Consider the following 21,263-nt stretch of genomic DNA (forward strand, 5'->3'; position numbering starts at 1 on the left):
TCACTGCGAGGTGACGTCCTGCCAGGTCCGCAGCCAGCCCTGCCGCTTCGCCGCGATCTGCTTCGGGTCGACCTCGATCGGGTCGGTGGGCTGCTTGGCGAACGTGGCCCAGTCGGCGGGCAGCTCGACGCTGGAGTCGACCGGGAAGACGTACATCGCCTCGGGCAGCGCCGCCTGGAACTGCTTGCCGACCATCCAGTCGACCAGCGCCCTGGCGCCGGCCGGGTTCTTCGCGCCCTTGAGCACGCCGGCGTACTCGACCTGGCGGAAGCAGGTGTTCAGCAACGCCTTCGTCGTCGACCTCCCGCCGCTCACGGTGAACGCGGGCGAGGTGTCGTAGGACCACACGATCGGCCGGTCGCCCTTGCCCTCGCCCTGGGTGAAGTCGACGTTGTAGGCGTCCTCCCAGCCGCTGGTGATCTTGGCGCCGTTGGCCACGAGCTTCTTCCAGTAGTCCTGCCAGCCGGGGTCGCCGTACTTCCCGACCGTCGCGAGCAGCATCGCGAGGCCCGGCGAGCTGGTGGGCGCACCCGGCGTGACGAACAGGTTCTTGTAGTCCGGCTTCAGCAGGTCATCGAAGCTGTTCGGCGGCGCGACGTTGCGCTTGTCGAACCAGGTGGTGTCCACGTTGACGCAGGTGCTCGCGTTGTCGACCGGCGTGAGCTGGCGCGCGCCGGCCGCGTCGGGGAGGGCGTACGTCTTCGCGCTGGCCGGCAGGGCCCGCGGGCTGTAGTCCTCGAGGACTCCGGCCGACGTCACGCGCGAGGCGAAGGTGTTGTCGACGCCGAAGACGACGTCGCCGAGGGCGAGCCCTTGGTCAGCACGAGCTTGTTCGCGAGCTCGCCGGCGTCGCCGCTCTGGCTGATCTTCACGGCGTAGCCGGTGTCCTTGGTGAAGGCCGCCTGCAGCTCCTTCGACATCGCGAACGAGCCGTGCGTGACCAGCGTGACCGTCTTGCTCGCCGGGCTGCCCGCGGCGCCGGACGAGCCGGAGGCCGCACCGGACGAGCCCGCCGCGCTCGGGGAGGCGGCGCTGCCGGAGCCGCCGGACTCGCCGCCGCCGAGGGAGCAGCCCGCGAGGGCGATGGTGCTGAGTGCGGCCGTGGCCGCGAGGGTCCTGCGTCGCATGACGTCCTCTCCTTGTTGCGAAGAGGGGTCTCGTCCACCGTGGCGGGTGGACGGGAGAACTCGACTTCCTCCACCGGTGCTAACCGGGTCAGGTTCGAGGGTCTGCGGCTGGGCCGCACTCTCAGCGCTCGGGTGCGCTCCCCTGTCGTCCCCTCGACGGTACACGCCGGCTCGTGAAAGGCTCGACCCAGTCGATTCCCCGGCCGCCGTGCGCGGCCACGAGCGAAGGCAGGTGCCCATGGGCAACGCGGTGTGGAAGGTGCTGGCGATCGTCTCCGGAGTCGTCGGCGCGCGAGTGGCGAAGGCAGCGAGCGACGGCACCTGGAAGGCCGCCACCGGCGGCAAGCCCCGGCCAACCCGGCCGACCCCGACGTGTCGTGGAAGGAGGCCGCGGTCTTCGCGATCGTCTCCGGCGCGATCATGGGCGTCGCGCGCATGGTCGCCCAGAAGCAGGCCGCGCACTTCTACACCAAGTCCGCCGGCCACCCGCCGGAGGCGCTCAAGGCCGACCTGCAGGGCAAGGCGAAGGCGAAGTAGCAAGCGGCTACCTCACCAATGATCGAGGCGTACAGGCATGCCTGTACGCCTCGATCATTTTTTTGCGGTGCGAGCAGAGTCAGGGGATGAGGTCGCCCCGGCCGAACATCTGCGCCGTCTCGCGCGCCGAGGGCGACCCGAGCTCGACGTCGGCGCCGGCGTCGAGCAGCAGCCACACGATGGTGTCCTCGCCCTTGAACACGGCGCCGGCGAGCGGCGACTGACCGCGGTCGTTCAGCCGGTTCACGTCGGCGCCGCGCTCGAGCAGCGCGGTCACCACCGCGGCCTGCCCGTGGTAGGCGGCCAGCATGAGCAGGGTGTTGCCCGAGGAGTCGGTGAGGTTCACCGGCACGCCCTGGTCGACGTACGCCCCGAGCCGGACGGCGTCGCCGTCGCGGGCGAAGTCGAAGCAGGCGTGGGCGACCTCGACGAGCCGAGGGTCCATCGCGCCGCTGGCGGAAGTCATGCGGCGATCGTAGATGAGGTCTGCCTTACTTCCCAGTCGGGAGGGCTGCCCAGTCCGGTCCGGGGCCGCGGATCTCCTCGAACGCCAGCCAGGTGCGCGTCGCCGTGACGCCCTTGATCGCCTGGATGCGGTCGAGCACGAGCGTGCGCAGCGTCGTGTTGTCGGGCGCGTGCACCAGCACCAGCGCGTCGAACTCCGAGGCCAGCAGCGCGACCGAGTCGACGAACGGCAGCTGCTGCAGCTCCGCCGACACCGCGCGCCAGGTGTTCTGCTCCATGTTGATCGAGACGTACGCCGTCGTGCCCAGCCCCACCCGCACCGGGTCGATGCGCGCGCTGAACCCGGTGATCGCGCCCTGCTCGAGGAGCCGGTCGAGGCGTGCGTACGCGTTCGCCCGGCTGATGTGCAGCCGCTCGGCGAGCGTGCGCACCGACGTGCGGGCGTCGTCCACGAGCGCGGCGATGATCGCCCGGTCGGTGTCGTCGAGCGGGCGCGGCGGGGCCGACCGTCCAGCCTGCTGGTCCGGTTCGCGCTGCTGAGTGGACGTCTTGCGCTGCTTGGTCGCCATGCAGAGCAGTATGTCTCGCAAACCTCGGCAGGTTTGAGCCATTCGCCGCGCGCGAGGGACGATGGTGTGATGGAGACCACAGTGGCCGGAGCGCCTCCGACAGACCTCCCGACCGACGTCGCGGCGCTGCTGCCCTCCCCGTGCCGGTGCAGCTGCTCGACGCCCAGGGCGCGGCCGGCCGGGAGAGCCACGGTGACTACGCGATGCCGTCCGACGAGCGGCTGCTCGAGGTCTGGCGGCGCATGGTGCTCGGCCGTCGGCTCGACATCCAGTGCACCGCGCTGACCAAGCAGGGCGCCTCGCGGTCTATCCCAGCTCGCGCGGCCAGGAGGCCTGCCAGGTCGGTGCGGTGCTCGGCATCACCGAGCGCGACTGGATGTTCCCGACCTATCGCGAGTCGGTGGCGCTGTTCACCCGCGGCATCGACCCGGTCGAGGCGCTGTCGCTGCTGCGCGGCGACGCGCACTGCGGCTACGACCCGACGGCGCACAAGACCGCGCCGCAGTGCACGCCGCTGTCGACCCAGCTGGTGCACGCGGCGGGCGCGGCCTACGGCGAGCGGCGGCGGGGCAGCGACGCGGTCGCCATGGCGTTCATCGGCGACGGCGCCACCAGCGAGGGCGACTTCCACGAGGCGCTCAACTTCGCGGCGGTCTTCCGGGCGCCGGTGATCTTCTTCGTGCAGAACAACAAGTACGCCATCTCCGTGCCGCTGGCGAAGCAGAGCAAGGCGCCGTCGCTGGCGTACAAGGGGATCGGGTACGGCATCCGCAGCGAGCAGGTCGACGGCAACGACCCGGCCGCGGTGCTCGCCGTGGTCGACGCGGCCGTCGAGCACGCGCGCGCCGGGCACGGGCCGTTCCTCGTCGAGGCGCACACCTACCGGCTCGACGCGCACACGAACGCCGACGACGCCACCCGATACCGCCAGGCCGACGAGGTGACCGAGTGGCTGGCGAAGGACCCGATCGCCCGGCTGCAGGCGTACCTCGAAGGGCGGGGCGTGGTCGACCAGGCGCTGGTGGAGGAGACCGACGCCGAGGGCGAACGGCTCGCGACCGACCTGCACGACCGGATGAACGTCGACCCGGTCGTCGACCCGGCGACGCTCTTCGACCACGTCTACGCCGAGCCGACGCCCCAGCTGCGCGAGCAGCGCGCGATGGTGCTCGACGAGCTCGCCGCCGAGGAGGCGACCACTGATGGCCGACGTCACGATGAGCAAGGCGCTCAACCAGGCCCTGCGCGACGCGATGGCCGCCGACGACGACGTGCTGATGTTCGGCGAGGACGTCGGCACGCTCGGCGGCGTCTTCCGGATCACCGACGGGCTCGCCAGCGACCTCGGCGACGACCGCTGCTTCGACACCCCGCTCGCCGAGTCGGGCATCGTCGGGTTCGCGATCGGCATGTGCCTCACCGGTTTTCGGCCGGTCGTGGAGATGCAGTTCGACGCGTTCGCCTACCCCGCGTTCGAGCAGATCACCTCGCACGTCGCCAAGCTGCGCAACCGCACGCAGGGCCGCGTCGGGCTGCCGATGGTCATCCGGGTGCCGTACGCCGGGGGCATCGGCGGCGTGGAGCACCACTGCGACTCCAGCGAGGGCTACTACGCCCACACGCCGGGGCTGAAGGTCGTCACCCCGTCGACGCCGGCCGACGCCTACAGCCTGCTGCGCGCGTCGATCGCCGACCCCGACCCGGTCGTGTTCATGGAGCCGAAGGTGCTCTATTGGTCCAAGCAGGACGTCGAGCTGCCGGTGGAGACCGAGCCGATCGGGCGAGCAGCGGTGCGCCGCAACGGAACTGACGTGACGATCGTGACGTACGGCCCCTCCGTGCCGACCGCGATGAAGGCCGCCGAGGCCGCTGCCGAGGAGGGCTGGGACGTCGAGGTGGTCGACCTGCGCACGATCGTGCCGTTCGACGACGAGACCGTGGTCGAGTCGGTGCGCCGCACCGGCCGCTGCGTGGTCGTGTCGGAGGCACAAGGCTTCGCCGGCGTCGCCGGCGAGGTCGCCGCGCGGGTGACCGAGCGCTGCTTCCACTCCTCGCGGCTCCCGTCCTGCGGGTGAGTGGGCTCGACATCCCTTATCCCGCACCGAAGCTCGAGCACACCTACCTGCCGGGCGTCGACCGCATCCTCGACGCGATCGCGCGGCTGCAGTGGGACGACGAGCCGGACCGTACGTTCGAGCCGGCGGCGTCCGCATGAGCGCCCCGGGCCGGTCGAGCAGCGGCCAGGCGCCCACCCCAAGCCGGTCGAGCGGCGAGGCGCTGGCCGAGCCGCGTATCGAGACCCCTGACGCCAAGGTCTTCGCCCTCCCCGACCTGGGCGAGGGACTGACCGAGGCCGAGATCGTCGAGTGGCTGGTCGAGGAGGGCGACGAGATCACCGTCGACCAGCCGGTCGTGGTGGTCGAGACCGCCAAGGCGACGGTCGACGTGCCGTGCCCGTTCGCCGGCCGGCTCACCACCCGGCACGGCGCCGCCGGCGAGGTCGTGCAGGTGGGTGCGCCGCTGGTCACCGTCGGCGCGGCCGACGCCGAGCCCGCGCTGGCCGGCGCCCGGCAGTACCGCGAGGAGGAGCGCGCCGGCGACGACCCCGCGCAGGCGCCGCGCGAGGCGGCCACGGAGCCGAACGGCGTTGACGCGCAAGAGGGTTCGGGCGCGGTGCTGATCGGTTACGGCACCGGGTCGGGGCACGGCGCCGGGTCGGCGTCCCGCCGCGCCCGCCGCGCCAGCACCCGACGCGCGTCGAGTGGCCCCCGCTCGTCGAGTGCCGGCGAGGCGCTAGCCGAGCCGGTGTATCAAGACGACGCGGGTCTCGATACGGCCTCCGCTAGCGCTCCGGCCTACTCGACCAGCATGGGCGACTCGACCAGCATGGGCGACTCGACCAGCGTGGACGACTCGACCAGCGTGGACGAGCCGACCGCCGTGCGGGTCATCTCCCCCATCGTGCGGCGGCTGGCCCACGAGCACGGGGTCGACCTGGCGGCGCTGTCGCAGGCGCACGGTCACGGGGTGCTGCGCCGCGCCGACGTCGAGGCCGCGGCGCAGAGCAGCGCCGCCGCCCCTGGCTCCGTGGGCGCCGTCGCGGCTCCCGCTCCGGCGCCGACCCGCGCCACCGGGGCACGGTCCGGCGCGGGCGAGGAGCGCGTACCCCTCACCGGGGTGCGCCGCGCCATCGCCGAGAAGCTGAGCACCAGCCGGCGCGAGATCCCCGACGCGACGACCTGGGTCGACGCCGACGCCACCGGACTACTGGCGGCGAAGGACGAGCTGCGAAAGGCGTACCCCGACAGCGGGATCGGCGTCCTCGCCCTGCTCGCCCGGATCTGCGTCTCGGCGCTGCGGCGCTTCCCCGAGCTGAACGCGAGCGTCGACGTCGAGGCGCAGGAGATCGTGCGGCACGGCGCGATCAACCTGGGCTTCGCCGCGCAGTCGCCGCGCGGTCTCGTGGTGCCCGTGGTGCACGACGCGCACGAGCTGACGACGCGCGAGCTGGCCGCGGCGCTGCGCGACCTGACCGCCGGCGCGCGCGAGGGCAGCCTGTCGCCCGCGCAGCTGACGGGCGGCACGTTCACGCTGAACAACTACGGCGTGTTCGGGGTCGACGGGTCGACGCCGATCATCAACCACCCGGAGGCCGCCATGATCGGCGTCGGGCGGATCATCGAGCGCCCCTGGGTGGTCGACCACGAGCTGGCGGTGCGGTCGGTGACGCAGATCGGGCTGACGTTCGACCACCGCGTGTGCGACGGCGGATCGGCCGGCGGCTTCCTGCGCGCCATAGCCGATGGGGTGGAGCGACCGGTCGCGCTACTGGCCGACCTGTAGCCCTTCCTGGCACGATGCCGTCGGTAGTTCCCCGAACGGAGGAAGACATGACGACGAAGCGACGCACGTTCGCCGCGGCCGTGGCGGCGCTCGCCCTGACGGCCGGCCTCACCGGCTGCTCCAAAGAGGTCGACAACGGCAAGGTGGAGGAGCAGCTGACCGCCGCCCTCAAGCGCTCGGCCCCCGACCGCGACTACGGCAAGGCCGACTGCAACGACGACCTCAAGGCCGAGGTCGGCGAGACCGCCGACTGCGAGATCGAGGTCGACGGCGCCAACATCAAGTACAAGGCCACCGTGAAGTCCGTCGAGGGCGACACGGTGAACTTCGAGTTCACGCCGGGCTGAGCCGCACCTCACCCCGGAGCTCTTCGGAAGGCCGCCTCCTCGGAGGCGGCCTTCTGCTGTGTGGGGGCGGGGGGCCCGGTCGTACAGCGCATGAAACCGGGTTAGGTGCGTTTGACCCTGATGCATCAGGGTCAAACGCACCTAACCCGGTTTCATGCCGGGGAGGGAGGGGTCGCCTCGGGGTGGGGGGTCAGCTCGGGGTGGGGGTGGGGGTGGGGCCGAGGTCGAGGGCGCGGGCGAGGGGGACGCCGACCCGGTAGGGGATGTGGAGGTAGGACGGGGCGTCCAGCACGGTGAGGTCGGCGCGCGCGCCCACGGCGAGGTGGCCGACGTCGTCGCGGCGCAGCGCCCTCGCCGACCCGAGCGTGGCCGCCTGCAGCGCCTCGGCCGGCGTCATGCCCATCTCGCGCACGGCGAGCGAGATCGCCAGCGGGATCGAGCTGGAGTAGCACGTGCCGGGGTTGCAGTCGCTCGCGATCGCGACGGCCACTCCGGCGTCGAGGAGCCGGCGGGCGTCGGGGTAGGGCGAGCGCGTGGAGAACTCCACCCCGGGCAGCAGCGTGGCGACCGTGTCGCTGCCGGCCAGCGCCTCGACGTCGGCGTCGTCGAGATAGGTGCAGTGGTCGACCGACGCCGCGCCGAGCTCGACCGCCAGCCGCACCCCGGGCCGGGGCCGAGCTGGTTGCCGTGCACGCGCAGCAGCAGCCCCGCGTCACGACCCGCGGTCAGGATGCGCCGCGACTCCTCCTCGGTGAACGCGTGCGGGCTGTGCGGCTCGCAGAACACGTCGATCCACCGCGCGTGCGGCACCGCCGCGCCGAGCATGTCGCCGCACACGAGATCGACGTAGGCAGAACGGTCCTCGCGCATCTCGGGCGGGACCACGTGGGCCCCGAGGAACGTCGTCTCGGGCGTGACCTCGGCCGCGAGCCGCAGCGCCCGGGTCTCGTCCTCGACCGTCAGGCCGTACCCGCTCTTCACCTCGACGGTCGTGGTGCCCTGGGCTCGCATCTCGGCGACGCGGCGGGCGAGCAGCGCGCGCAGCTCCTCGTCCGACGCGGCCCGGGTGGCGGCGACGGACACGGCGATGCCGCCACCGTCGTACGGCTCGCCGGTCATGCGCGCGGCGAACTCGGCGGAACGGTCTCCCGCGAACACCAGGTGCGAGTGGCTGTCGACGAATCCTGGTACGACAGCGCGGCCCTCGACGTCGACGCGGGCGTCGGCGTCGGGCGCCTGCACGGCCGGACCGACCCAGGCGACGCGGCCGGCGTCGACCACGAGCGCGGCGTCGGTGACGATGCCGAGCGGGTCGTCGCCGAGCGACGGGTCGTGGGTGACGAGCTCGGCGATGCCGGTGACGAGCGTGCTGGTCATGCGTCCCTCCAGAGCGGGTCGATGGCGTCGGTGAGCAGTCGGCCGGCGTCGCCGAGGCGGTGCCGGCCGCCGGTGACGACCTCTTCGCCGTCGCGGATCACGGTGTCGACGTCGGAAGCGGATGCAGCCAGAAGGATCTGGGCCGGGTCGGCGCCCGCGGTGCGGGGCGTGTCGAGGCGGATCGCGACGAGGTCGGCGCGTGCGCCCACGCTGAGCGAGCCCGCGTCGGGCCACTGGATCGTGCCGTGCGCGGTGACCGCGGCGAGCAGGTCTGCGGGGGTGAGTCGCCCGCGCTGCAGGGTCGCGAGGCGCTCGTGCATCTCTAGCGCTCGCGCCTCCTCGACCATGTCGATGACGGCGTGCTGGTCGGAGCCCAGGGTCAACCGAGATCCGTTGTCGCGCAGGGCTGTTGCCGGACCGATGCCGTCAGCGAGATCGCGCTCGGTGGTCGGGCAGAAGCAGGCGCTGCTACCGCTGCGACCGAGCGAGGCGATGTCGCCGTCGGTGAGGTGGGTCGCGTGCACGGCCGTGAAGCGGGCGTCGAGCAGGCCTGCGGCGTGAAGCTGTTCGACGGGGGTGCGGCCGTAGTGCGCGAGGCAGGCGTCGTTCTCGGCCGGCTGCTCCGACACGTGGGCGTGCACCGCGACGTCGGGGCCGACCAGGCCGGCGACCCGCTGGAGCTGGTCGAACGGCACGGCGCGCACCGAGTGCACGGCCGCGCAGGCCCGGAAGCCGTCGTCGTCGGCAAGGCCCGCGCGGCGCTCCGCCCAGGACTGCACGTCGCCGTCGCCGAACCGGCGCTGCTCGGGGCCGAGCGGCGTGTGTCCGTCGGCCGTGAGCCCGCCGGCGAGGTAGCAGGTGTCGAGGAGCGTGAGCCGCACCCCCGCGTCTCGGGCGGCCTGCCGCAGCGCGCGGCCCATCGCGTTGGGGTCGGCGTAGGGCGTGCCGTCGGGCTGGTGATGCACGTAGTGGAACTCGCCGACGCTGGTCACCCCGGCCAGCGCCATCTCGACGTACGTCGCCCTCGCCAGCGCGAGGTAGGTGTCGGGATCGAGTCGGCCGGCGACGGCATACATCCGGTCGCGCCAGGTCCAGAACGTGCCGCCCCGGTCGTGCGTGCGCCCGCGTAGCGCCCGGTGGAAGGCGTGGCTGTGGCAGTTGGCGAACCCGGGCAGGACGACACCGGGCAGGCGCTGGGCGTCGGCCTGCGGCTGGCCGGCCTGCACGGCTGCGAAGCGACCTTCGTCGACCTCGAAGCACACGTCGCGCGCGAGTCCCGTTGGCAGCAGAGCGAACTCGGCCCAGTAGACCGTCATCGCACCTCCCACTCCTCGACGTCGCCGGGCACGACGCGCAGGACGGGGTGCGGGTCTGGTGCGTCGACCTCGCCGAGGCCCGTCAACCACGCGGGGCTGCGCTGGGTGAGCTTGGCGACCAGGTGGCGCCACTCGTACGCCAGCTGCCCGTCCGTCACCGGGACGACGACCTCGGCGGGCGCGGCCGAGATGCGTTGCCGGTCATAGCGATAGCCGCGCCGGTCGGCCTCGTCGGCGACGCCGTGCAGGTAGGCCGCGACGGCACCCTGCGGGTCGCCCGTCGCGCGCCAGCGGCGCAGCTGCGGATGGTTGGTGTAGCCCTTGGTGCGTCCGGCCAGGACGGCCTGCGCGAGCAGCGTCTCGCGCCAGCAGGCGGTGAGGCCCTGCCGGTCGAGGTATCGCGGGTGCAGCGACCAGACGCGCACGTCACGCCTCCCCGGCGAGGTCGGCGACGACGGCGGTGAGCGCCCGCACGCCGGCGTGGCAGTCGGCCGACTCGGCGAACTCCGTTGGCGCGTGGGAGATTCCGGTGGGGTTGCGCACGAAGATCATCGCGGTGGGGACGCCCGCGTTGGCGAGGATGCCGGCGTCGTGCCCCGCGCCGGTGCCGAGCGTCGGCGCCCCGCCCAGCACCCGGCGTACGCGCTCGGACAGGTCGGCGTCGAAGGGCGTCGACGGGGTCCACGACTCCTCGTGCATCTCACCGGCCAGCGATCCCACGACCTCGCGCACGTCGGCCACGGCGGACCGCACCGCGTCGGCGTCGGAGCCGCGCGCGTCGAGGAAGGTCGTGACGTGGGCGGGGACGGCGTTGATCCCGTTGGGCTGCACCGACATCCGGCCGACGGTGGCGACGCAGCCGTGCCGCTCGGCCTGCTGCCGGGCGGCGAGCACGACCTCGGCGGCCTTGAGCAGGGCGTCGTCGCGGTCCTCGATGCGGGTGGTGCCGGCGTGGTTGGCGGCACCCGGCAGCTCGATGCGCCAGCGCCCGTGCGGCCAGATGTCGGTGCCGACGGCGACCGCGGAGGTGGCCGGGTCGAGGTCGGCGAGCGCACGCCCTGCTCGACGTGCAGCTCGACGAAAGCGCCCACGCGAGAAAGGGTCTCGCGGTCCAGCCCAAGGTCGGTCGAACGGCCGGCGCGCTGCAGGGCCTCGCCCATCGACACCCCGTCGGCGTCGGTGAGGCCGAGCGCCCGGTCGGCCGTCAGCGCTCCGGTGATGACGCGCGACCCGGCGCAGGCAACGCCGAACCGCGCACCCTCCTCGTCGCCGAAGTTCACGACGGCGATGGGGCGGGACGGTCGAAAACCGTTGCGCTGCAACGACTCCACGGTCGCGAGCGAGGAGACGACACCGAGCGGCCCGTCGAACGCGCCACCGTCGGGCACCGAGTCCAGGTGCGACCCGACGACCACCCCGCGCCCGGGCTCCCGGTCCGGGTCGCCCCACCACGCCCACTGGTTGCCGAAGCGGTCCTCGGTGAGGTCCAGCCCGAGCCGGGCGCACTCCCCCGCGAACCACTCGCGCAGCGTGTGGTCCTCGCGCGTCCACGCGAAGCGGTGGTATCCACCGGTGCGGCCGTCGCGCCCCACCGGCGCCAGGTCGGCCCACATCCGGTCGAAGTCGCGCGCCTCGTCGCTCACGTCGCTCATCTCATCGCATCCCGGGTCGGTTGTCGGTGCGCCCTGCTTGGCTGCCGTCATGGAGCCTCGCATCAGTTTCGTCACTCTCGCCGTCGCTGACCTGGAGCCGGTCCGGGCGTTCTACCTGGCGGGGTTGGGCTGGCCGGCCGTGTTCGACGACGGGGACGAGGTGGTGATGATCCAGGCCGGGCCGCAGCTGGTGCTCTCGCTGTGGCGGCGCGACGCGTTCGAGGCCGAGGTGGGCTACGCACCGAGCCAGGGCAGGGCGCCCCTCACCCTGGCCCACAACGTGGCCACCCGCGCCGAGGTCTCCGAGGTGCTCGACGCCGCGCGCGCAGCCGGCGCCCCCGAGGTCTCGACGCCGCAGGAGCGCGCCTGGGGCGGGTTCACCGGATACTTCTCCGACCCCGACGGTTTCCGCTGGGAGGTCGCGTGGAACCCCGGCCCCGTCGGGCAGCTGGTGCTGCCCGACACGGGTGAGATCGAGCGCGGTGACGGTGATGCCCCGCGACCATGACGCCCCGCGCCCGCGACGCGGCGGCAGGCTGGTGGCGATCGGCTCAGCCCTCGGCCATCGGGATCCGCACGCCCCGCTCGCGCGCGACCTCCTCGGCCCGGTCGTAGCCCGCGTCGACGTGCCGGATGACGCCCATGCCCGGGTCGTTGGTGAGCACCCGCGCGAGCTTCTCCGCGGCCAGCGGGGTCCCGTCGGCGAGCGACACCTGCCCGGCGTGCATCGAGCGTCCGATGCCCACGCCGCCGCCGTGGTGCAGCGAGACCCAGTCGGCGCCCGAAGAGGTCGCGAGCATCGCGTTGAGCAGCGGCCAGTCGGCGATGGCGTCGGAGCCGTCGGCCATCGCCTCGGTCTCGCGGTAGGGCGAGGCCACCGAGCCGCAGTCGAGGTGGTCGCGGCCGATGACGATCGGCGCGCTGACCTCGCCGGACGCGACGAGGTCGTTGAACGCCATCCCCGCCTTGTCACGCTCGCCGTAGCCCAGCCAGCAGATGCGTGCGGGCAGCCCCTGGAAGGCGATCTTCTCCTGGGCGCCGCGCATCCACTTCTGCAGCCGGTCGTTGTCGGGGAACAGGTCCATCACGGCCCGGTCGGTGGCGGCGATGTCCTTGGGGTCGCCCGAGAGCGCGGCCCACCGGAACGGCCCCTTCCCCTCGCAGAACAACGGCCGGATGTACGCCGGCACGAACCCGGGAACTCGAACGCCCGGTCGTACCCGCCCTGGCGGGCCTCGTCGCGGATCGAGTTGCCGTAGTCGAACACCTCGGCGCCGGCGTCCTGGAACTCCACCATCGCCTGCACGTGCTTGGCCATCGACTCGCGCGCCCGGTCGGTGAACTCCTCGGGCTTCTTCTCGGCGTACTCCGCCCACTCGTCGGTGCCGATGCCCTCGGGGAGGTAGGACAGCGGGTCGTGCGCGCTGGTCTGGTCGGTGACGATGTCGATCGGCACCCCACGGCGCAGCAGCTCGGGGAAGACCTCGGCCGCGTTGCCGACCACGCCGACCGACCACGCGCGGCCCTCGTTCTTGGCACGCACGGCGATGTCGACCGCGGCGTCCAGGCCGCCCGCGACCTCGTCGAGATAGCGGTGCTCCACGCGCCGCTCGAGCCGCTGCCGGTCGACGTCGACGACGAGGCAGACGCCCTCGTTGAGCGTCACGGCCAGCGGCTGCGCCCCGCCCATGCCGCCGCAGCCGCCGGTGAGGGTCAGGGTGCCCTTGAGCGTGCCGCCGAACCGCTTCTCCGCGACCGCCGCGAACGTCTCGTACGTCCCCTGCACGATCCCCTGGGTGCCGATGTAGATCCACGACCCGGCCGTCATCTGCCCGTACATCGTCAGGCCGAGGTGCTCCAGCCGACGGAACTCCGGCCAGCTCGCCCAGTCGGGGACGAGGTTGGAGTTCGCGATGAGCACGCGCGGCGCCCACTCGTGCGTGGTGAACACGCCCACCGGGCGCCCGCTCTGCACGAGCATCGTCTCGTCGGGGCGCAGCGTCGTGAGCGTGCGCACCATCGCGTCGAAGCTGCGCCAGTCACGTGCCGCCCGCCCGGTGCCGCCGTAGACGACCAGGTCGTCCGGCCGCTCTGCCACCTCGGGGTCGAGGTTGTTCATCAGCATCCGCAGCGGCGCCTCGGTCGACCACGACTGGGTCGTCAGCTGCGTTCCGCGAGTCGCCCGTACGGGCCGCGCGCCTTCCATGGTCATCTCCTGTTCTCGTGGGCCGGCCGGGCCGGCCGCTGAAACGCGGTTGTAGCGCTACGACTCCGCTGCAGCACGGTCAGAGCGCTGAAACCGCGTTTCAGCACGGGGGTGGGGGTCACGCGAGGCTCCCGGTCACCGACTCGGCGGCGGCCAGGGCGCGGCCGTCGGCGACCAGCTGCACCGCGGCCTCGATCTCCGGCGCCAGGTGACGGTCGGGCCCGGGGCCGCGCACGTCCTCGCGCAGGGCGGCCACGACCGCGGCGGTCGCGGGGGCCGGGGCGTGCGGGGCGCGCAGGTCGAGCGCCCGCGCCGCCGTCAGCAGCTCGATGGCGAGCACCCGGGTCAGCCCGTCGATGCTGCGCCGCAGCTTGCGCGCGGCCGACCAGCCCATCGAGACGTGGTCCTCCTGCATCGCGCTGGAGGGGATCGAGTCGACGCTCGCCGGGGCGGCCAGTCGCTTGAGCTCGCTGACGATCGCGGCCTGGGTGTACTGCGCGATCATGTGGCCGCTGTCGACACCGGGGTCATCGGCGAGGAACGGGCGCAGCCCGTGGTTGCGCGCGGCGTCGAGGAACCGGTCGGTGCGCCGCTCGCTGATGCTCGCCAGGTCGGCGACGGCGATCGCGAGGAAGTCGAGAACGTACGCCACCGGCGCGCCGTGGAAGTTGCCGTTGCTCTCCACCCGCCCGTCGAGCGTCACCACCGGGTTGTCGACGGCGGCCGCGAGCTCGCGCTCGGCGACGGTCGTCGCGTGGGTAACCGTGTCACGCACCGCGCCCGCGACCTGGGGCGAGCAGCGCAGGCTGTACGCGTCCTGCACCCGGGTGCACGCGTGCGGGTCGCGGTGGCTCTCGCGAATCTGACTGTCCCGCATGATCATTCGCAGGTTCGACGCGCTCTGCTGCTGGCCGGGGTGCGGGCGCAGCTGCTGGAGGTCGGCGGCGAACACGTCGTCGGTGCCGAGCTGGCCCTCGACGCTCATCGCGGCGGTGATGTCGGCGGTGGGCAGCAGTCGCTGCAGGTCGGCCAGCGCCAGCACGAGCATGCCGAGCATCCCGTCGGTGCCGTTGATGAGCGCCAGGCCCTCCTTCTCGGCGAGCTGCACCGGCTGGATCCCGTTGTCCTGCAACGCTTTCTCAGCCTCGACCAGCTCACCGTCGCGAGTGCGCACCTCGCCTTCGCCCATCACCGCGAGCGCGCAGTGCGCGAGCGGCGCGAGGTCGCCGGAGCAGCCGAGCGAGCCGTACTCGTGGACCACCGGGGTCAGCCCCGCGTTGAGCAGGTCGGCATAGGCCTGCGCGGTCTCGAGCCGCACGCCGGTGCGGCCGGTCGCGAGCGTCGACAGCCGCAGCAACATGGTCGCGCGCACCACCTCGCGCTCGACCTCCGGGCCGGAGCCGGCCGCGTGCGAGCGCACGAGGCTGCGCTGCAGCTGGGCGCGCAGGTCGTGCGGGATGTGCCGGTTGGCCAGCGCCCCGAACCCGGTCGAGACGCCGTAGTGCGGCACGGTGTCGCCGGCCAGCCCCTCGATGACCTCGCGACTGCGCCGGATCTCGGCGACGGCCTCGGGCGAGAGCTCGACGCGGGCGTCGTCGCGCGCGACGGCCACGACGTCGGCCGGCGACAGCGCGCCGGTGCCGACCGTGACCGTGGCGGCGGTGGTGGTGCTCGTCATGCCTTCATTGCAGCCGACCCGGAGCGCACTCGACCGCCGTAGCGCGGGAGTTGTGTCTCGGATCCGAGACGTATCGTGAGGGCATGCCCAACGCCCCGGCCGCCGCGCACGCCCTCGCCGTGCTGCAGCTGCTGGCCCGGCACGCCGAGCCGGTGCCGGCAGCCACCATCGCCCGCGAGCTCGACCTGCCCCGCTCGTCGACCTATCACCTGCTCGCCGTGCTGCGCGACGCCGGCTTCGTGAGCCACCTGGGCGAGCGCCGACGCTGGGGTCTCGGGGTCGCTGCGTTCGAGCTGGGTTCGGCCTACAGCCGGCAGGGCCCGCTGCAGCGGGTCGCCCGGCCCGCGCTCGCCCGGCTCGTCGACGAGACGACGCACAACGCGCACCTGGTCGTGCTGCACGGCCGCGACGTGCTGTACGTCATCGAGGAGCGGGCGCCGCGCCGCCCGTCGCTCGTCACCGACGTCGGCGTGCGGCTGCCCGCCACGATCACCGCCTCGGGCCTGGCGATCCTCGCGGCGCTGCCGGCGGCGCAGGTGCGCGCACTGTTCCCCACACGCTCCGACTTCGTGCAGCGCGACGGCCACGGCCCCACGTCGCTCACCGCCCTCCGGTCAGAGCTGGCGCAGGTCCGCGGACGCGGCTATGCGCTCGAACAGGGCTCTGTCACCTCAGGATTCGCGTCGGTGGCCGCGGCGGTGCTCGACCACAACGGCCACCCGCTCGCAGGCCTGGCCGTCACCTACCCGCACACCGCCGAGTCGCCGCTCGGCGGTGACGAGCAGGCGCGACTGGTGACGGACGTACGGCGGGCGGCGGGTGAGCTGTCCCGTCGCCTCGGCCACCGCGGCTGAGCTCGCTCAGAGCGTCAGCAGCACCTTGCCGACGTGCTGGCTCTCGCCGAGCACGCGGTGCGCGTCGCCGGCCCGCTCGAGCGGCATGCGCTCCTGCACGATCGGACGGATCTGCCCGGACTCGACCAGGGGCCAGACGTTCTCGCGCACCGACGCGACGATGCTGGCCTTCTCGGCGCGCGGCCGCGCGCGGAGCGACGTGGCGATCACGGCGCCGCGCTTGCCGAGCAGCGTCCCGATGTTGAGCTCGCCCTTGACGCCGCCCTGCAGGCCGATGATCACCAGGCGCCCGTTGTCGGCGAGCGCCTGCACGTTGCGGTCGAGATACTTCGCGCCGACCACGTCGAGGATCACGTCGGCGCCGTGCCCCTCGGTGGCCTGCTGGAGCCGCTCGACGAAGTCGTCCTCGCGGTAGTTGATCAGGATGTCGGCGCCGAGCTCGCGGCAGGCCTCCAGCTTCGCGGCCGACCCGGCGGTCACGGCGACCCGCGCGCCCACGGCCTTGCCGAGCTGGATCGCCATCGTGCCGATGCCGCTGGAGCCGCCGTGCACGAGCAGCACCTCACCAGGCTGCAGGTTGGCGGTCATGAACACGTTGGACCACACCGTGCAGACCACCTCGGGCAGCGCGGCGGCGTCGACCAGGTCGATGCCCTGCGGCACGGGCAGCAGCTGACCGGCGGGCACCACGACCTGCTCGGCGTAACCGCCGCCGGCCAGCAGCGCGCACACCTGCTCGCCGACCTGCCAGCCGTCGACGCCGTCGCCGAGCGCGCTGATCGTGCCGCTCACCTCGAGGCCCGGCAGCTCCGACTCGCCCTTCGGCGGCGGATAGTGGCCCTGGCGCTGCATCAGGTCGGCGCGGTTGACGCCGGCGGCGGCCACCTCGACCAGCACCTCGCCCTCGCCGGGCTGCGGGGCCGGCACGTCGGCCGGCACCAGCGCGTCCTCGTCGCCGAACTCGGGAATCGTGATCGCACGCATGCACCGAACCTACGACCCGCCCCCGGCGGGCCCCGCACAGCCCTCGACAACCGCAAGAACGATCGAGGCGGACAGGCATGCCTGTCCGCCTCGATCTTTTTGGGTGCCTCGACGGTCTCCCCAGAAACCCTTGACCCCCTGGCTACATACTCGGTATACCTCTACCTACATACTCGGTATGCACTCGGGGGTCACGATGTCGATCAAGCACTCACTGCTCGCGCTGCTGTGGAGCGAGCCGATGTACGGCGCGCAGCTGCGCAGCGAGTTCGAGCGCCGCACGGGCGGCACCTGGCCGCTGAACGTCGGGCAGGTCTACACCACGCTCGCGCGCCTGGAGCGCGACGGGTTCGTCGAGGGGGCGGGGGCCGCCGACGAGGACGGCCGCATCCCCTATCGCCTCACCGACGCCGGGCGCGCCGAGGTCGACCGGTGGTGGGCCGACCCCGTCGACCGCGAGCAGACGCCGCGCAACGAGCTGGCGATCAAGCTCGCCCTCGCCGTGACGATGCCGGGGGTCGACGTGCCGCGCGTGGTGCAGACCCAGCGCACCGCGACGATGCGCCACCTGCGCGACCTCACCCGGCTCAAGGGCAGCGCCGACGACGACCTCGCCTGGGAGCTGGTCGTCGAGAGCCTGGTCTTCCAGGCCGAGGCCGAGATCCGCTGGCTCGACCACGTCGAGGCCAGCGTGCTGCGAACCGCGAGAACCGTTGACGCGCAAGGACGTACGCCATCGGCGGCTCAGCCTGCCGCGCGCGACCGGCAGGAGGCCCGGCGATGAGCGCGCCGGTGCTGGAGCTGCACCACCTGTCGCGCCACCACGGCGCCGGCGCTGCGCAGGTGATGGCGCTCGACGACGTCAGCCTTGCCGTCGCGCCCGGCGAGCTCGTGGCCGTGATGGGGCCGAGCGGGTCGGGCAAGTCGACCCTGCTCAACCTCGCCGGCGGTCTCGACCGGCCGACGAGCGGCGAGGTCGTCGTGGCGGGGGCGCCGCTCAGCCGGCTGACCGCCCGACAGCTGGCCGAGATCCGCCGCCGCACAGTGGGATTCGTCTTCCAGGACCTCAACCTCATCCCCTCGCTCACGGCCGGTGAGAACGTCGCCCTGCCGCTCGAGCTGGACGGCCTGTCGGTGCGGGAGGCGCGACGCGAGGCGCGGGCGGCGATGCTCGCCGTCGGCATCCAGGACCTCGCCGACCGCTTCCCCGAGGAGATGTCGGGCGGCCAGCAGCAGCGCGCCGCGATCGCCCGCGCGCTGGTGGGTGATCGGCGCCTGGTGCTCGCCGACGAACCCACCGGGGCGCTCGACTCCACCACCGGCGAGGCGGTGCTGCGGGTGCTGCGCGAGCGCTGCGACGCCGGCGCCGCGGGGCTGCTCGTGACGCACGAGGCGCGGCACGCGGGCTGGGCCGACCGGGTCGTCTTCCTGCGCGACGGACGCGTGGTCGACTCCACCGGCGGCCCGTCCGAACCGGAGTCACTGCTGCGGACGGCCGGCTGAGATGGCCACCTCGGGGGAGACCATCTCGACCGGCCGCCGCAGCAGCTTCGTCGGGTCGTGGCGGCTCATGCTGCGCCTCGCGCGGCGCGACCTCAGCCGCCACCGGGGCCGCGCGATCCTCACCGCCCTCATGGTGGCGCTGCCGGTCATGCTGGTCAGCGCCGGCGGCACCCTGCTCGCCACCCGCAGCGTCAGCAGCGCCGAGGCTATCCCGCGGGTGATGGGCACGACCCAGGCGCGGCTCGACGTCGGCACGCAGCGCGTCGAGCAGAACTACGACGGCCGCGAGGTGCAGACCTTCTCCCCGACCACCGGCACGCAGCTGCCGCCCGTCCAGGTCCTGCCAGGCGGGTCGGCCGGGGAGGCGCCGTCCGCCGCAGCGATCCGACGCGTCACCGGCGGCCAGCTGCTGCCGGTCTCCGACGGCGAGGCGCGAGCGGTCATCGGCCAGCGCCGAGTTCGCTTCTCGCTGCTGGGGATCGACGGTCGCAACGATGCGTATGCCGGCATGGGCAAGCTGGTGTCCGGCCGCTGGCCGTCCGCGCCGGGCGAGGCTCTGGTCACCGAACGCGCCCGCGAGCGCGGGTTCCCCACCTCGGGCCGCCTGACCCTGGAAGAGGGGCAGCCGATGACCGTGGTGGGCGTCGCCGACACCGCCGCGCCCGTCGAGGTGGTGACGCTCCCGTCGTCGTCGGCGACGGCGTACCTCCTGAGGCGGGACACACCGGTGCGGTGGGAGGAGGTGCAGCGGCTCAACGCGCACGGCATCACCGTGCTGAGCCGCTCGCTGACGACCGACCCCGGCTCCGCCCCGCGCACGATCTATCCGCCGGGGACCACGAGCGGCGACCCGCAGCTCGTCGCACTCGTCACGGTCGGGGTCGCGCTGCTGACCGTCTTCTTCGCCGGCCCGGCGTTCACGACCTCCGGACTGCGGCACCGGCGCGCGCTCGGCCAGATCGCGAGCAACGGCGGCACGGCGGCGATGCTGCGGCGGTACGTCCTCGCCCAGGCAGTCCTGCTCGGCGTGCTGGCCGCCGTGGTCGGGGTGGCGCTGGGGGCCACCATCGGCCTCGGCGCCGCACCTCTCGCGCAGCGACTCGAGCCTGAGATCGCCTGGGGTCCGCCGGACCTGCGGTGGCGCTGGGGCTCGCCCTCGCGGCGCTGGCCGCGATCAGCGCGCTGGTCGCCGCACTGATCCCCGCGGTGATCGCCGGGACCACCAGCGTGCTGCAGACGTTGCGCGGTCAGGTGTCGGCGCGGCACGTGCGCGCGGGATGGCCGGTGCTCGGCGCCGTCGTCGTCGGGATCGGCGGGCTGCTGACGTTCTCGGGGCTGCGAGCCCCCGCCGGCGGCGAGATCCGGATCGCCCTCGGCGCGATCATGCTGTTCGCCGGGGCGATGGTCGCGCTGCCCTGGCTGCTGGCCCAGGTCGCCCGGTTCGCCCGGCACCTCCCGCTCGCCATGCGCATCGCGGCGCGCGACGTCGGACGCCAGCGCGGCCGTGCGCTGTCCGGCGTCGGGGCGATCATGGCGTCGGTCACGCTGCTCGTCGCGCTGTCGATCGGCGCCGCGAGCGACGACGAGGAGGCGCGCGCGGTCTACCTGCCGCAGGCCACTGCCGGCGAGGGCCGGATCGACCTGCAGCAGGGGCCCGCCGACCCGACGCAGGACCCCGACCTGCGGGTGATCGAGCGACAGCTGCAGGCCGTCGCGCCGCAGGTGCGGATCGACCGCTACAGCAACCTCAGCGCACCGTTGAACGACGACACCGTGCCGCTTGCCGGGACCCGACTCGTCGCGATCCCCTCCGCCTCGTGCCGCGACGTCTCCGAGACGTCCTGCTGGTACGCCGCCAACGCCCTCAGCCCTCCGATCCTCGCGCTGACACCCAGCCAGCTGGCGGCGCTCGACCTCCCCGCGGCGTCGCGCGCCGCCCTTCGCGACGGCGGGATCGTGTGCGCGCAGCCGCCCGAGACGTACGGCCTGACCTGCCCTGTTCGCGACGGGCGAGCGACGCTCGTCGAGGGCGTCTCCAACGGGCGGTCGGACGCGTCCCCGATGAGTCGACCGAGCAGGAGCGAGGTGCCCGGTGAGGTCGTGCCGGCGAGGCGACTGTCCGTGCTGGGGATGGAGACGAGCCCCTCGGTGATCGTGAGCACCGAGACGGCGCAGCGCCGGGGCTGGCCCACGCGCACCGCGTGGCTGCGCCTGCACCAGCCCGGCGGCATCGACGCCGCGACCGAGCAGCGGATCACTGAGGCGCTTCCCACGAGCGTGTGGCTGTACGTCGAGCGCGGCTACACCAGCCCCTCTCGGGCGGTGATCTGGACCATGACGGCCGTGCTCGGGCTGATCGTGCTCGTCGCCACGCTGATCGGGACGGCGCTCACCCAGACCGAGTCGCGCACCGACCAGGCCACGCTGGCCGCGGTCGGGGCCGGTCGCGGCCTGCGCCGCCGGATCGCGGGGTGGCAGGCGGCGTCGATCGCGCTGGTCGGCGGGCTGACCGGGCTGGCGCTCGGCCTGATCCCCGGGATCGCGGTGGCCAAGCCGTTGACGTCGTCGAGCATGGGGCCCTCCGGCGAACCGGCCGGCCCGTTCCTGGTGATCCCCTGGCCGAGCATCGCCCTGGTCGTGCTCGGGGTGCCGCTGCTGGCCGCGCTCATGGCCGCCGCGGTGACGCGCACCCGCCCAGCCCTCACCCGACGTACGGACTGAGCCGCCGATCTCACCGAACGGACACCCCGCGTCTCACGTCGGAACGCCTCGTTATCGTTCACATCATGCGTGGTGATGTTTGGA

The 21,263-nt window shown here is 73.2% G+C and carries 18 protein-coding genes and 5 pseudogenes; 11 read left to right on the plus strand and 12 right to left on the minus strand.

The window, feature by feature from the left end; genetic code table 11:
• The gene (locus QUE40_RS15945; RefSeq protein WP_289231566.1) at nucleotides 1–759 is read right to left on the minus strand and encodes a thiamine ABC transporter substrate-binding protein; all 759 of its coding nucleotides are present in this window, start codon (nucleotides 757–759) and stop codon (nucleotides 1–3) included.
• Nucleotides 756–1,127, minus strand: a complete 372-nt coding sequence (locus tag QUE40_RS15950) for a type 2 periplasmic-binding domain-containing protein (protein WP_289231567.1) — start codon at nucleotides 1,125–1,127, stop codon at nucleotides 756–758. The genes QUE40_RS15945 and QUE40_RS15950 overlap by 4 nt, the downstream gene beginning before the upstream one ends.
• Before the next feature lie 372 nt (nucleotides 1,128–1,499).
• On the opposite strand from QUE40_RS15950, the gene QUE40_RS19775 reads away from it, so the two are divergent.
• Nucleotides 1,500–1,664 carry a DUF4235 domain-containing protein gene (locus tag QUE40_RS19775; RefSeq protein WP_433997016.1) on the plus strand — a complete coding sequence of 55 codons (165 nt, stop codon included), beginning with the start codon at nucleotides 1,500–1,502 and terminating at the stop codon, nucleotides 1,662–1,664.
• Between the two features lie 79 nt (nucleotides 1,665–1,743).
• On the opposite strand, the gene QUE40_RS15960 is transcribed toward QUE40_RS19775, so the two are convergent.
• Both QUE40_RS15960 and QUE40_RS15965 read right to left on the minus strand, forming a co-directional pair.
• Nucleotides 1,744–2,130, minus strand: coding sequence for an ankyrin repeat domain-containing protein (locus tag QUE40_RS15960; protein ID WP_142006903.1), 387 nt, complete (start codon nucleotides 2,128–2,130; stop codon nucleotides 1,744–1,746).
• Between the two features lie 25 nt (nucleotides 2,131–2,155).
• The gene (locus QUE40_RS15965) at nucleotides 2,156–2,698 is read right to left on the minus strand and encodes an Lrp/AsnC family transcriptional regulator (RefSeq protein ID WP_289231569.1); all 543 of its coding nucleotides are present in this window, start codon (nucleotides 2,696–2,698) and stop codon (nucleotides 2,156–2,158) included.
• 271 nt (nucleotides 2,699–2,969) lie between these two features.
• On the opposite strand from QUE40_RS15965, the pseudogene QUE40_RS15970 reads away from it, so the two are divergent.
• The 4 genes and pseudogenes from QUE40_RS15970 to QUE40_RS15985 all read left to right on the plus strand — a co-directional run.
• Nucleotides 2,970–3,686: pseudogene (locus QUE40_RS15970) on the plus strand (thiamine pyrophosphate-dependent enzyme); the annotation flags it as partial.
• Between the two features lie 214 nt (nucleotides 3,687–3,900).
• Nucleotides 3,901–4,913 (plus strand): annotated as a pseudogene (locus QUE40_RS15975) (alpha-ketoacid dehydrogenase subunit beta).
• The gene (locus QUE40_RS15980) at nucleotides 4,910–6,541 is read left to right on the plus strand and encodes a dihydrolipoamide acetyltransferase family protein (protein ID WP_289231570.1); all 1,632 of its coding nucleotides are present in this window, start codon (nucleotides 4,910–4,912) and stop codon (nucleotides 6,539–6,541) included. Before QUE40_RS15975 ends, QUE40_RS15980 begins: the two are co-directional and overlap by 4 nt.
• 47 nt (nucleotides 6,542–6,588) lie before the next feature.
• Nucleotides 6,589–6,888, plus strand: a complete 300-nt coding sequence (locus QUE40_RS15985) for a DUF4333 domain-containing protein (RefSeq protein ID WP_289231571.1) — start codon at nucleotides 6,589–6,591, stop codon at nucleotides 6,886–6,888.
• Between the two features lie 190 nt (nucleotides 6,889–7,078).
• Here the strand turns inward: QUE40_RS15985 and hutI are convergent.
• The 5 genes and pseudogenes from hutI to QUE40_RS19465 all read right to left on the minus strand — a co-directional run.
• Nucleotides 7,079–8,265 (minus strand): annotated as a pseudogene (gene hutI, locus QUE40_RS15990) (imidazolonepropionase).
• The gene (locus QUE40_RS15995; RefSeq protein ID WP_289231572.1) at nucleotides 8,262–9,581 is read right to left on the minus strand and encodes a formimidoylglutamate deiminase; all 1,320 of its coding nucleotides are present in this window, start codon (nucleotides 9,579–9,581) and stop codon (nucleotides 8,262–8,264) included. Before QUE40_RS15995 ends, hutI begins: the two are co-directional and overlap by 4 nt.
• Nucleotides 9,578–10,006 carry a pyrimidine dimer DNA glycosylase/endonuclease V gene (locus QUE40_RS16000; protein WP_289231573.1) on the minus strand — a complete coding sequence of 143 codons (429 nt, stop codon included), beginning with the start codon at nucleotides 10,004–10,006 and terminating at the stop codon, nucleotides 9,578–9,580. The genes QUE40_RS15995 and QUE40_RS16000 overlap by 4 nt, the downstream gene beginning before the upstream one ends.
• A 1-nt stretch (nucleotide 10,007) precedes the next feature.
• Nucleotides 10,008–10,475 carry a M20/M25/M40 family metallo-hydrolase gene (locus QUE40_RS19460; RefSeq protein WP_350226995.1) on the minus strand — a complete coding sequence of 156 codons (468 nt, stop codon included), beginning with the start codon at nucleotides 10,473–10,475 and terminating at the stop codon, nucleotides 10,008–10,010.
• A 212-nt stretch (nucleotides 10,476–10,687) separates the two neighbouring features.
• Nucleotides 10,688–11,296: pseudogene (locus QUE40_RS19465) on the minus strand (M20/M25/M40 family metallo-hydrolase); the annotation flags it as partial.
• On the opposite strand from QUE40_RS19465, the gene QUE40_RS16010 reads away from it, so the two are divergent.
• Nucleotides 11,283–11,741: a VOC family protein gene (locus QUE40_RS16010; RefSeq protein ID WP_289231574.1), complete on the plus strand. Its 459-nt coding sequence runs from the start codon at nucleotides 11,283–11,285 to the stop codon at nucleotides 11,739–11,741. The pseudogene QUE40_RS19465 and the gene QUE40_RS16010 sit on opposite strands and share 14 nt — an antisense overlap.
• Nucleotides 11,742–11,784: 43 nt before the next feature.
• Here QUE40_RS16010 and hutU read toward each other — a convergent pair.
• Together hutU and hutH are read right to left on the minus strand one after the other, a co-directional pair.
• Nucleotides 11,785–13,439 (minus strand): annotated as a pseudogene (gene hutU, locus QUE40_RS16015) (urocanate hydratase).
• 118 nt (nucleotides 13,440–13,557) lie between these two features.
• Nucleotides 13,558–15,117 carry a histidine ammonia-lyase gene (hutH, locus tag QUE40_RS16020; protein WP_289231575.1) on the minus strand — a complete coding sequence of 520 codons (1,560 nt, stop codon included), beginning with the start codon at nucleotides 15,115–15,117 and terminating at the stop codon, nucleotides 13,558–13,560.
• A gap of 83 nt (nucleotides 15,118–15,200) precedes the next feature.
• Between hutH and QUE40_RS16025 the strand changes: the two genes are divergently transcribed.
• Nucleotides 15,201–15,971, plus strand: a complete 771-nt coding sequence (locus QUE40_RS16025) for an IclR family transcriptional regulator (RefSeq protein ID WP_289231576.1) — start codon at nucleotides 15,201–15,203, stop codon at nucleotides 15,969–15,971.
• A 6-nt stretch (nucleotides 15,972–15,977) separates the two neighbouring features.
• Here the strand turns inward: QUE40_RS16025 and QUE40_RS16030 are convergent, their stop codons facing one another.
• Entirely contained in the window at nucleotides 15,978–16,955 is a 978-nt protein-coding gene (locus QUE40_RS16030; RefSeq protein WP_142006932.1) for an NAD(P)H-quinone oxidoreductase, read from the minus strand.
• Between the two features lie 196 nt (nucleotides 16,956–17,151).
• Here QUE40_RS16030 and QUE40_RS16035 point away from each other — a divergent pair, with 196 nt between their 5' ends.
• From QUE40_RS16035 to QUE40_RS16050, 4 genes are read left to right on the plus strand one after another with little or no spacing between them, the layout of a single operon-like run.
• Nucleotides 17,152–17,739 (plus strand): PadR family transcriptional regulator, encoded by a 588-nt coding sequence (locus QUE40_RS16035; protein WP_289231577.1) that lies wholly within the window; start codon nucleotides 17,152–17,154, stop codon nucleotides 17,737–17,739.
• Nucleotides 17,736–18,458 carry an ABC transporter ATP-binding protein gene (locus tag QUE40_RS16040; protein WP_289231578.1) on the plus strand — a complete coding sequence of 241 codons (723 nt, stop codon included), beginning with the start codon at nucleotides 17,736–17,738 and terminating at the stop codon, nucleotides 18,456–18,458. The genes QUE40_RS16035 and QUE40_RS16040 overlap by 4 nt, the downstream gene beginning before the upstream one ends.
• Nucleotide 18,459: 1 nt before the next feature.
• Nucleotides 18,460–19,656 (plus strand): ABC transporter permease, encoded by a 1,197-nt coding sequence (locus tag QUE40_RS16045; RefSeq protein ID WP_289231579.1) that lies wholly within the window; start codon nucleotides 18,460–18,462, stop codon nucleotides 19,654–19,656.
• Nucleotides 19,596–21,179 carry a hypothetical protein gene (locus QUE40_RS16050; RefSeq protein WP_289231580.1) on the plus strand — a complete coding sequence of 528 codons (1,584 nt, stop codon included), beginning with the start codon at nucleotides 19,596–19,598 and terminating at the stop codon, nucleotides 21,177–21,179. Before QUE40_RS16045 ends, QUE40_RS16050 begins: the two co-directional genes overlap by 61 nt.
• Nucleotides 21,180–21,263: the final 84 nt, after the last annotated feature.

The sequence above is a fragment of the Barrientosiimonas endolithica genome, assembly GCF_030296655.1.
Lineage (GTDB): Bacteria > Actinomycetota > Actinomycetes > Actinomycetales > Dermatophilaceae > Barrientosiimonas > Barrientosiimonas humi.